7 protein-coding genes are annotated in these 11,179 nt (G+C 68.0%); 4 read left to right on the plus strand and 3 right to left on the minus strand.

From position 1 onward, the window contains the following. Positions 1–20 precede the first annotated feature (20 nt). Positions 21–1,310: a DUF1501 domain-containing protein gene (locus tag EHF44_RS25065; protein ID WP_124686381.1), complete on the plus strand. Its 1,290-nt coding sequence runs from the start codon at positions 21–23 to the stop codon at positions 1,308–1,310. Between the two features lie 158 nt (positions 1,311–1,468). After that, positions 1,469–2,260, plus strand: coding sequence for an EAL domain-containing protein (locus tag EHF44_RS25070; RefSeq protein WP_253700208.1), 792 nt, complete (start codon positions 1,469–1,471; stop codon positions 2,258–2,260). A 453-nt stretch (positions 2,261–2,713) separates the two neighbouring features. Here EHF44_RS25070 and EHF44_RS25080 read toward each other — a convergent pair whose 3' ends face one another. Continuing rightward, on the minus strand, positions 2,714–5,452 hold the full coding sequence (locus EHF44_RS25080) for a penicillin-binding protein 1A (RefSeq protein WP_437340337.1): 2,739 nt from the start codon (positions 5,450–5,452) through the stop codon (positions 2,714–2,716). Between the two features lie 307 nt (positions 5,453–5,759). Between EHF44_RS25080 and EHF44_RS25085 the strand changes: the two genes are divergently transcribed. After that, complete coding sequence (locus EHF44_RS25085) at positions 5,760–6,836, plus strand: porin (protein ID WP_124686382.1); 1,077 nt, start codon at positions 5,760–5,762, stop codon at positions 6,834–6,836. A 120-nt stretch (positions 6,837–6,956) separates the two neighbouring features. On the opposite strand, the gene EHF44_RS25090 is transcribed toward EHF44_RS25085, so the two are convergent. Further along, positions 6,957–7,271, minus strand: a complete 315-nt coding sequence (locus EHF44_RS25090) for a hypothetical protein (protein WP_124686383.1) — start codon at positions 7,269–7,271, stop codon at positions 6,957–6,959. Between the two features lie 951 nt (positions 7,272–8,222). On the opposite strand from EHF44_RS25090, the gene katG reads away from it, so the two are divergent. Further along, positions 8,223–10,451, plus strand: coding sequence for a catalase/peroxidase HPI (katG, locus tag EHF44_RS25095; protein WP_124686384.1), 2,229 nt, complete (start codon positions 8,223–8,225; stop codon positions 10,449–10,451). 54 nt (positions 10,452–10,505) lie between these two features. Here katG and EHF44_RS25100 read toward each other — a convergent pair whose 3' ends face one another. Beyond that, on the minus strand, positions 10,506–11,171 hold the full coding sequence (locus EHF44_RS25100; RefSeq protein ID WP_124686385.1) for a DUF2459 domain-containing protein: 666 nt from the start codon (positions 11,169–11,171) through the stop codon (positions 10,506–10,508). Between the last annotated feature and the right edge of the window lie 8 nt (positions 11,172–11,179).

The following is an 11,179-nucleotide window of genomic DNA, read 5'->3' on the forward strand; positions in this document are numbered from 1 at the left end:
GCACGACAGGAGACATGACCATGAATCGACGCCATTGGCTCCAGGCCATGGGCCACGCGGGCATCACGCTGGCGCTGCCGGCCGTGACATCGCGCGTGTTCGCGCTGCCGGCGCAGGCCGACGCCCGCTTCCTGCTGGTATTCCTGCGCGGCGGCTACGACGCCGCCAACGTGCTGGTGCCGGCCGGCAACGATTTCTACCAGGCGTCGCGGCCGACCATCGCCATCCGCCCGCCGGTGCCGCCCGGTGCCGCGCCCGACCCCGCGGCGGCGCTGCCGCTGGGCGTGGACGGCTGGGCGCTGCATCCCGCGCTGGGGGCGACGCTGTTGCCGATGTGGCAGCGCCAGCAACTGGCCGCCGTGCCGTTCGCGGGCACCGCCGACCTGTCGCGCAGCCATTTCGAGACCCAGGACAGCATCGAGGCCGGGCAGGGCGGCGATGGCCACGGCGGCGGCGTGCCGCAGGGGAGCGGCTTCCTGAACCGGCTGACGCAGGCCATGGGCGGGCAGGCCGCGCCGGTGGCGTTCACCGATGGGCTGCCGATGGTGCTGTCCGGCGCCGTCAACGTGCCCAACGTCTCGCTGAAGGGCAACGGCCGCGCGCCGCTGGATGCGCGGCAGACGCAGGCCATCGCCCGCATGTACGCGGGCACGCGCTTCGAGTCACTGATTGCCGAAGGCTTTGAGCTGCGCCAGACCGTGGCCGAGCAGGCCGAGGCCATGCGGCGCCATGACGCGGCCATGCGCGCTGGCGGCGACACCATGGCCGGACGGATGCAGGAAATGCAGGCGGCCAGCCGGCGCGCGCTAAGCGCCCGGGGCTTCGAGCAGGAAGCGCGCCGCATGGCCGGCCTGATGCGCGACCGCTTCAACCTGGGCTTTATCGACGTCGGCGGCTGGGACACCCACGTCAACCAGGGCGGCGCGCAGGGCCAGCTGGCCGGCCTGCTGGACAACCTGGGCCGGGGCATCGCCGGGTTTGCCGAGGAAATGGGCCCGGCGTGGCGCCAGACCACGGTGGTGGCGATCTCCGAATTCGGCCGCACCTTCCGCGAGAACGGCACGCGCGGCACCGACCACGGCCACGGCACGGTCTACTGGGTGGCCGGCGGCAACGTGCGCGGCGGACGGCTGGCGGGCGAGCAGGCGGCCGTGGCGCCATCGACGCTCAACCAGGGGCGCGACTACCCCGTGCTCAACGACTACCGGGCCGTGCTGGGCGGCCTGTTCGCGCGGCTGTACGGGCTGGACGAGGCGCGGCTGGCGCGCGTGTTCCCGGGCAGCCGGCCGCGCGATCTGGGGCTGGTCTGAGGGGCTGGCCGGGGGTGGCAGGGGCGGGCACCCTCCCAAAGCAGTACGCGGTTGCACTCAAGTCGGTGCGGGCAATGCCGATACTCCTGCAGTGGGAGTGGCATCTGCCCATAGCCTGATTCGTACAACACGATTCCCAGCCAGTTTGAGTGCAAGCCTTGTCGCGACCCCTGACGCCATCCATTGCCGATTGCCTCGAACACCGATTGCTGCGGCCGGTTTTCCAGCCGATTGGCTCGCTCGTGACGGGCGACATCTTCGGATATGAGGCGCTGATCCGTGGCCCGGCCGGCACCGCGCTGGAAAGCCCCGTGGCGCTGTTCGCCGAGGCCGCCCGCGCCGGCTGCCACGTCGAACTGGAGCGGATGGCCGCGCGCGTGTCGATCGGCGTGTTCATGGCGTCGCGGCTGCCCGGCAAGCTGTTCTTGAACTACAGCGCCGATTCGCTGCGCGACATCGAGGACACGCGCGACGAGGTGCGGACGTTCCTGCAGACGCAGGGGCTGCCGTCGGACCGCATCGTGCTGGAGCTGACCGAACAGGCCCCGCTGGGGCCGCTGGAATCGCTGGCCAAGGCCGTGTTCTCGATCCGCAGCCGCGGCGCGCAGTTCGCGCTGGACGACTACGGCACCGGCCACGCCAGCCTGGGCCAGTGGATCGCGCTGAAACCCGACTACGTGAAGATCGCCCGCGTCATCATCGACGGCGTGGCCGCGTCGCCATTCCAGCGCGAGGCGCTGCAGGCGCTATGCAAGCTCGCGCGCACGTCCGGCACGCGCCTGATCGCCGAAGGCATCGAACAGGAAGACGACCTCGTGGTCTGCCGCGACCTCGACATCGACTTCGCGCAGGGCTACCTGCTGGCCCGCCCATCGCCTGAGCCCCCGCTCACGCTGTCCGACGCGGCGCTGCGCGCGCTGCATCGGGGGCGATTGCGGGTGGCGAAGTAGGGGCGGCGGCGGGGGATACGGCGGTGATGGATGCTGGTGCGGGTTTTGTTTTTCTGCCCTCTCGCGCGTTGCGGGAGGGGAGCCACACCGGCGGTGATGGCTGAGGCTGATGGTTCTTCTTTCTCCCCTCTCCCGCCTGCGGGAGAGGGGGCGGGGGAGAGGGCCGGCGGTTCAAAGTGCCACGTTGATCGGCAAGCAGACACTCAACGCCCTCTCCCCCAGCCCCTCTCCCGCGCGCGGGAGAGGGGAGCCAAACCGGCGGTGATGGCGAAGCCGCGAGCCCTGTCTTTCTCCCCTCTCCCGCCTGCGGGAGAGGGGTCGGGGGTGAGGGTCGGCGGATCAAAATGCGACGTTGATCGGCAAGCAGACACGCAACGCCCTCACCCCCAGCCCCTCTCCCGCGCGCGGGAGAGGGGAGCCAAACCGGCGGTGATGGCTGAGGCTGCGAGCCGATCAGAGTGGTGCGGGCGTTGATGCGCCGGACGACGGTGGGGCTCCGGCTCCGGTAGCACCGGCACCTGCACCGGCACCAGCACCAGCCCCAGCACCAGCCCCAGCCCCAGCCCCCGCCCCCGCGCCAGCCCCCGCGCCAGCCCCCGCGCCAGCACCAGCACCAGCACCAGCACCAGCACCAGCACCAGCACCAGCACCAGCACCAGCACCAGCACCACCACCAGCACCAGCACCAGCACCAGCACCAGCACCAGCACCAGCACCAGCACCACCACCAGCACCAGCACCAGCACCAGCACCAGCACCAGCACCAGCACCAGCACCAGCACCACCAACCCCCATCTCCGCCGGCGCCGGCTCGGCTGGCACCGCTGATGCCTCGCCATTCCCCGCACCATCCTGACCCGCTGGCGGCGCGGCTTCCACGACTTCGCCGGGATCAAGCGCCATACCGTTGTCGGTCGTGGCGGGCGGTGCCGATGCCGGGGGCATGGCGTCGGCGTCGGTGGCGGGCAGCACGGGGCGGCGGGGTGCCGGGCGTGGCGTCGGGACCGTTTCGTCGGGCGTGTCGGATGCGAACAGCTTCTGATACCAGCCGCGTACCGAATCGGTCAGGCCCGAGTACCACGTGCGCTGGTCGACTTCGGCAAAGCGGGCCCGGGCGTCGATGATGCGGCCGCGCAGGGCGCGCTGGTAGAAGTCGCCAACCATCGGCAGCGCGCTGTGGGCGCCCTGGCCCCAGTAGTCGCTGCGCAGTGTCACGCGGCTGTCATTGAAGCCGACCCATGCGCCTGCCACCAGCTGCGGGTGCATCAGGATGAACCAGCCGTCGGCGTTGTCCTGCGTGGTGCCGGTCTTGCCGGCCACGTCGGCGCGGATGCCGTAGCGCGTGCGGATGGCCGTGCCGGTGCCGCGGTCCACCACGTCGCGCATCACGTCGAGCAGCGTGGCGTTGGCGGCCGGCGACAGCGCGCGCTCGGGCGATGCCGGGTGGAAGCGGGCCAGCACGTTGCCGTCGCGGTCGGCGATGCTGGTGATCATGGTCGGCGCCAGGTACTGGCCGCCGTTGGCGATGGAGCCGTAGGCGCTGACCATCTCCTTCAGCGACACGGGGCTCGTGCCCAGCGCCAGGGACGGCACCTCGTCCAGCTTGCTCTCGCGCACGCCCATCGCGCGGGCCAGGCGGGCCACGCGGTCGGCGCCGACGGTCTGCACCAGTTGCGCGGTAATCGTGTTCTTGGAATACACCAGGCCGTCGCGCAGGCTCATGGCGCGGCCCGTGGCGGGCGATTCGTCGGTGGGGCGCCAGATCTCGCCGCCGGCCAGCTTCAGCTCGACGGGCTGGTCGATGATCGTCTCGTCGGGGCTCTGGCCGTTGGCGAAGGCGGCGCCGTAGACGAACGGCTTGAACGTGGAGCCGGGCTGGCGGCGCGCCTGCGCCACGTGGTCGAAGGCGTCGACGGTGAAATCGCGGCTGCCCACCCAGGCGCGGACCTCGCCGGTGACGGGGTCCATCGCCAGGAAGCCGGCCTGCACGCGCGTCTTGCTCTGGCGCAGCGCCTGCATGAACGCGTTGTCGCGCATCAGGTGCTGCAGCGCGTCGGCCTCGGGCTGGCCGCCGGCCACGGCGGCGCGGAACTCCGGGGTCTCGCGCACGAACTGCTGCACCAGCGCGCGGCTTTCGGCCCAGCCGGCGCGCGGCGCCCAGGCCGCGTTGGCAATCGACTGGAGCTGGTTGCCCTGGCGCGCCACGGCCAGGTTGGCCATGGCCTGCAGCCGCGAATCGATGGTCGTGTGGACCACCAGCCCGTCGGTGTAGAGGTTGTAGTCGTTGCGGTCGGCCCAGGCGATCAGCCATTTGCGCAGTTGCTGCGCGAAGTGGGCGGCCGGGCCCGGTTCCTCCACCTGGCGCTCGAAGTCGATCCGCAGCGGACGCTTCTTGAGCTGATCGTAGCGGGCGGCGTCGAGCTTGCCGCGCTTGACCATCTGCGCCAGCACGATATTGCGGCGCTCCAGCGCGCGCTGGGGGTTCAGCACGGGGTTGTAGTAGCTGTTGCCCTTGAGCATGCCGATCAGCGTGGCGGCCTCCAGCACGTCCAGCTTGTCCGCCGGTTTGTCGAAGTAGGTCCGGGCGGCCATCTCGATGCCGAACGCGTTGTACAGGAACGGCACCGTGTTCAGGTACGTCTCAAGGATCTCGTCCTTTGAATAGAGCGCCTCGATCTTCAGCGCCGTGATCGCCTCCTTGAGCTTGCGCGTCAGCGTGGGCGCCCGGCCGATGTCGTCCGGATAGCGGTTGCGCGCAAGCTGCTGGGTGATCGTCGACCCGCCCTGGCGGTCGCCCGAGAACGTGTGCAGCGCCGCCGATGCCGTGCGGCGCCAGTCGAGCCCGAAATGCTGGTAGAAGCGGTGGTCTTCGGTGGCGATCAGCGCATTGACCACATTGGGCGAGATATCGGCCAGCTTGACCCAGTCGCGGTTGGCCCAGCGGTAGACCGCCAGTTCCTTGCCGTCCGCCGACAGCACCTGCGCCGGCTGCTCGGACTTGGCCTTGCGGATGTCGCTGATGCCTGGCGTGAACGGCACCAGCAGCAGGACATAGAGCAGGAGCAGGGCGGGCAGCCCGGCCAGGGCCAGCAGCACGGTGCGCCGGCTCGGGCGGCGCAGATGCTGCCGCAGCCGGGCCAGCCGGGGGGCGATGTGGGTCGTGTAGTCGGGCAGGGACATTGACGCGGGCATGGCAGGTCCGGCGCGCGCACCGTCACGGACCTGTCAAATGCCGTTCAAGAAAAGTGTGCATCCTACCAAAAGGCGGGTCGGGAAAACCCGAATTCTGCAGGGCCGCCGCGCCCGCTTCCCCCCAACGTGGGGCATCCGCCACCGTTGCTGAGACGCAACAGACACATGGCTTTCATAATTCCCTGAAACAATTCGCCCGCACCCAGAGGCCATCGTTTCGAAATCCGGCAGCGCGTTCGCGCAGGTCAGATTCTGACGCTGGTGGGCGGGAAGCATCTCAATGTCTTAACAAATACGAGAACTCACAGTGAAGAAAGCACTATTTGCCCTGGCGGCCGCGGGTACCTGCGCACTCTCCGGCGTGGCGTCGGCACAGTCCTCCACCTCCGTGACGCTGTACGGTATCGCCGATGCCGGTATCGAATTCGCCAACCACTCGGGTACCGCCGCGGCCAATGGCAGCAAGGCCATGGTCAGCTCGGGCAACATGTCCGGTTCGCGCTGGGGTCTGCGCGGCGCCGAAGACCTCGGCGGCGGCCTGAAGGCCATCTTCACGCTGGAGTCGGGCTTCGACATCGATACCGGCACGTCGGGCCAGGGCAGCCGCCTGTTCGGCCGCCAGGCTTTCGTGGGCCTGCAAGGCACGTTCGGCTCGGTGACCCTGGGTCGCCAGCAGAACTCGCTGTACGACCTGTTCGGCGCCTACGACCCGATGGGCGTGGGCCCGAAGTACTCGCTGAACTCGGTTGACTCGGCCTTCAACGGCCGCGCCGACAACGCGCTGAAGTACACCGGCAAGTTCGGCGGCCTGACCGCCACGGCCTTCTACAGCACGGGCCGCGATTCGACCGTCGCCAACAGCACCGAAGTGCCGGGCAACTACAAGGTTGGCCGCAACTTCGGCGCCGGCCTGGCCTACAACGCCGGCCCGTTCTCGATCGGCACCGCCTACGACCAGTACCAGGGCAACACGGTTGCCACCGACGACCGCGCCGTCAAGCGCTGGGCCGTTGGCGGTTCGTACGACCTGGGCGTGGCCAAGGTGTTCGCCGGCTACCGCTGGATGCGTGACGACGGCGTGGCCTCGGCCACGACCGCCTCGGTGCGCAACAACGTCTACTGGCTGGGCGGCCTGTACCGCGTGACGCAGGCCCTGTCGCTGACGGGCGCCGCCTACTACACGTACACCCACAACAGCGGCAACGACCCGTGGCTGTTCGTGCTGTCGGCCGACTACGCGTTCTCGAAGCGCACGGACGCCTACCTGAACGTTGGCTACACGAAGAACAAGGGCACGTCGGCACTGTCGATGAGCAGCTCGGCCCCGGTCGTTCCGGGTTCGAACCAGACCGGCGCCGTCGTCGGTATCCGTCACCGCTTCTAAGCAGGGAGACACCGGCAGACGGGGCCTTTCCCCCCGCCCCTGCCGGATAACAAAGCGCCCCTCACCCGACTTGGCGGGAGGAGGGGCGTTCTGCTTTGGGGGGCTGGATCTGGCCCGGCGTCAGGCTGGGGCGGACCGGGCGGCCTGCCCGTCTACCGAGCGCAGCCGTTCCAGTGCGCGCGTCAGCAGCGCGCCTTCCTCGGCATCGGCGGTATTGCGCAGCGTCGACACGGCGTGCTGCAGCCGCTCGCGGTCGGGCGCCGTCAGCTTGTCGGCATCTTCCATGGCCTCGATTTCCTTGTCCACGCGCTTGCACAGTTTGCGCACGAACTCCGGGTCGAGCTGGCCCTGGCTGGCGCCGTGGGCGATGTGGTAGAGCAGGGCGGCCAGGCCGTCGGCCGTGGTCTCTGTTACGACATGGGTGTGGCGCTTCATCGCGGCTCCGGTGAGGGGTGACTGGACTGAATCGACCGATTCATTCTAGTGATTGAATGACGCCGCTAAAGTTGCCTTTGTCTGTGATTGCGGACATTTGTGCGGTAACGTGCCTTCGCGCTTCTTATTTCCGAAATATTTCATCGTCAGAATGTCATCTCGTCGGCCCCGCTGAACAAGTCGGGAACAGAAAGCGACCGGAGGGGTTGCCGCCGGGCCGACTCGCCAGCCTGCCAGACATCGCCCATGGCCGCCCACAGAGGCACCAGGGTGGGCAGGCGGCGAATTGCAGCAAAGTACGCGGGGACGTAGGGCCGTCTGTCAGGACGGCTCTACTTGTTTTTCCGCCTTGCCCTTCGGGCGTCGCATTCGTAGCCCATTCCTTCGGCGGATCCGCCGGAAAATCCCGTTCTCCATTCGCCATAACCGGTCTCTCCGGCTGGCTGTTTGCGCTTGCATTTCCGATAGCATTTAGGAATTGTGTATCTGGCGCATCAGAAACTTCTCACCAAAACGTTGCAATTGATAACCGTCAATAATCATGTTCGGATTATTTGTCGGAAACCGGTCGATCTGGGGATGACGAGGGGGAAATGGCGTCCCTATTCAGCCGGGAATAAGGCGGTTATCCGGCCGGAAACCCTTGTATCCATTGGGTTGGCAGGCAATACCACGAGACCGCATCGATTTGCCGCGTCCCTTTCCAATTGATTTGGGTAATTTGCTTCATTGAAATCATTGAATGGCTCCAATTCGTGGGCCCTCGTAGAGTGCGAGAACATTTCCGTTCGGTCGCCTTGGCTTCTCCCATTCCAGATCTGGTATCTGCAGAAGTCGAATAGGAAATCAACGATATATCCCGCGCTGATCGCAGGGCATCGCCGTCGCATATGGATTCATTTGCGTGGCGGCAGCGGCAATTGCAACCCACTACAAGGAGTCATTTCCTCCATGAACATCGGAAAAACATTAAGAGTTTCTATGCTCGCCGTGGCGGTGTCTGCCGCGCTGGCCACCACGCCGCTGATGGCCAAGACCGACGTGACGCCCAACAGCTTCTGGTGGCCCGAGCAACTGGACCTGAGCCCGCTGCGCTTCAATGCGGCCGAGTCGGACCCGATGGGCAAGGCGTTCAACTACGCGGAAGAGTTCAAGTCGCTCGACCTGCAGGCGGTGAAGCGTGACATCGCGGTGCTGATGAAGACATCGCAGGACTGGTGGCCGGCCGACTTCGGCAACTATGGCCCGTTCTTCATCCGCATGGCCTGGCACGGCGCGGGCGTCTACCGGACGTTCGACGGCCGGGGTGGCGCCAACGGCGCCCAGCAGCGCTTCGAGCCGCTCAACAGCTGGCCCGACAACGTTGGCCTGGACAAGGCCCGCCGCCTGCTGTGGCCGATCAAACAGAAGTACGGCAAGAAGATCTCCTGGGGCGACCTGATGGTGCTGGCCGGCAACGTCGCGCTGGAAGAAATGGGCTTCAAGACGTTCGGCTACGCCGGCGGCCGGGTCGATGACTGGGAAGCCGAGATGGTGAACTGGGGCCCGGAGAAGAAGATGCTGGCCCACAAGCGCACCGACGCCAAGGGCGCGCTGCAAAAGCCGCTGGCAGCCAGCGAGATGGGTCTGATCTACGTGAACCCGGAAGGCCCGGGCGGCAAGCCCGATCCGCTGGCATCGGCCAAGGAAATCCGCGAGACCTTTGGCCGCATGAGCATGGATGACGTGGACACCGTCGCGCTGATCGCCGGCGGCCACACCTTCGGCAAGGCACACGGCGCCTACAAGCCGGCCGGCTGCGTGGGCAAGGAGCCCGCCGCCGCCGGGCTGGAAGAGCAGGGCCTGGGCTGGACCGGCAAGTGCGGCACGGGCAAGGGCGTGGATACGGTCAGCAGCGGCCTGGAAGGCGCCTGGTCGACCAACCCGACGCGCTGGACCCACGAATTCCTGACCTGGCTCTACAGCTTCGAGTGGGAAACCACGCGCGGCCCGGGCGGCGCGATCCAGTGGGTGCCGAAGAACAACGCGAGCGCCAATTTCGTGCCGGACGCCCACGACCCCAAGAAGCGCCACAAGCTGATGATGTTCACGACCGACATCGCGCTGAAGATGGACCCCGAGTACCGCAAGATCTCGAAGCGCTTCCTGGAGAACCCCAAGGAGTTCGAGGACGCCTTCGCCCGCGCGTGGTTCAAGCTGATGCACCGCGACCTCGGGCCGAAGTCGCGCTACCTGGGCGCCGAGGTGCCCAAGGAAGACCTGATCTGGCAGGACCCGATCCCCAAGGTCGACCACAAGCTCGTCGATGACAACGACGTGGCCAAGCTCAAGACCACGATCCTGGCATCGGGCCTGACGATTCCGGAACTGGTGCGCACCGCGTGGGCGTCGGCAGCCACCTTCCGCGTGACCGACATGCGCGGCGGCGCCAATGGCGCGCGGATCCGGCTGGCCCCGCAGAAGGACTGGGCCGTGAACGACCCGGCGGAACTGGCCAAGGTGCTCAAGCGCCTGGAGGCGATCCAGACGGACTTCAACACGGCGCAGCAGGCCAGCGGCAAGAAGGTGTCGCTGGCGGACCTGATCGTGCTGGGTGGCTCGGCGGCCGTGGAGGAAGCGGCCAGCAAGGGCGGCCACAAGGTCAAGGTGCCGTTCACGCCGGGCCGGATGGACGCCTCGGCGGCACAGACCAGCGTGCAGTCGTTCTCGGTGCTGGAGCCGGTGGCTGACGGCTTCCGCAACTACTACGGCAAGCAGAGCCACCGCGCGCCCACCGAGATGCTGGTGGAACGCGCCAGCTACCTGAACCTGCGGGTGCCCGAGATGACGGTGCTGGTGGGCGGCCTGCGCGCGCTGGACGCCAATGCCGGCGGGTCGAAGCACGGCGTGTTCACGAATCGTCCCGGCACGCTGAGCAACGACTTCTTCGTGAACCTGCTCGACCAGTCGACCAAGTGGTCGAAGTCGGCAAAGCAGCCGGGCCTGTATGAAGGCCAGGACCGCGCCACGGGCAAGGTCCGCTGGCAGGCCACGCCGGTCGACCTCGTGTTCGGCTCGAACGCCGAGCTGCGCGCGGTGGCCGAGGTCTACGGCTCGAACGACAGCAAGGAGAAGTTCGTCCAGGACTTCGTCAACGCCTGGGTCAAGGTCATGAACCTCGACCGCTTCGATCGCAGCTGATCTGCCTGTCCCGCCTGCCTGATCCGCCCGGATCGGGCTTTCGCCGGCCCCCTGTCAGGGGGCCGTTTCGCTTCCCGTCTGTGTTGCCCGCACCGCCCGCACCTGCCGCATGACGCCGCCCGCGAACAGCACCGGCCCGTGCATCGGAATGCCGGCCGCGCGCAGCGCGTCGGCCGTCCAGGTATTGCAGGTGTAGAAGCCGTTGTAGCGCGCCGTCGCGGCAAAGTAGCGGCCGCCTGGATACGGGCCGTCGCCGAGCATCCGCGGCGCGCCGGCGTCGTCGGTGCGCACGGCGTCGGTCAGGAACGCGCGCAGCCGGTCCAGGCCCGGCGCGTCGATGTCGAGTTCCACGACCATGTCGGCGCCGAACGCGGCGGCCGGGGTGTCCCGCAGCAGTGTCAGCAGGATCGCGCCGTCGCCGGGCAGCAGGGCCGACAGCAGCGTCAGCGGGCCAGGTGCGGTGTCCAATAAGTACTGGCGGTCGCCAAAGCCGAAGCACAGGAACATCGGGTCGCGATAGCCGGCCGCCAGGCGTTGCAGCGGGGCGTCGGCGTCGGCCATGCGCAGGCAGACGTCGGTGTGCCAGTCCTGCTCGACCACCGCGATGCGGGCGGCCGGTGGCGACGCCATCGCGGCCGGCGCCACGCCGCAGCCAGCCACCGCCAGCGTGATCGCCACGCCCGTGCCCGCTGCGAGGATGAACCGGCGCACGCCGCGCATCGTTGGCT

Origin of the sequence: Cupriavidus pauculus (assembly GCF_003854935.1) — a bacterium.
GTDB lineage: Bacteria > Pseudomonadota > Gammaproteobacteria > Burkholderiales > Burkholderiaceae > Cupriavidus > Cupriavidus pauculus_C.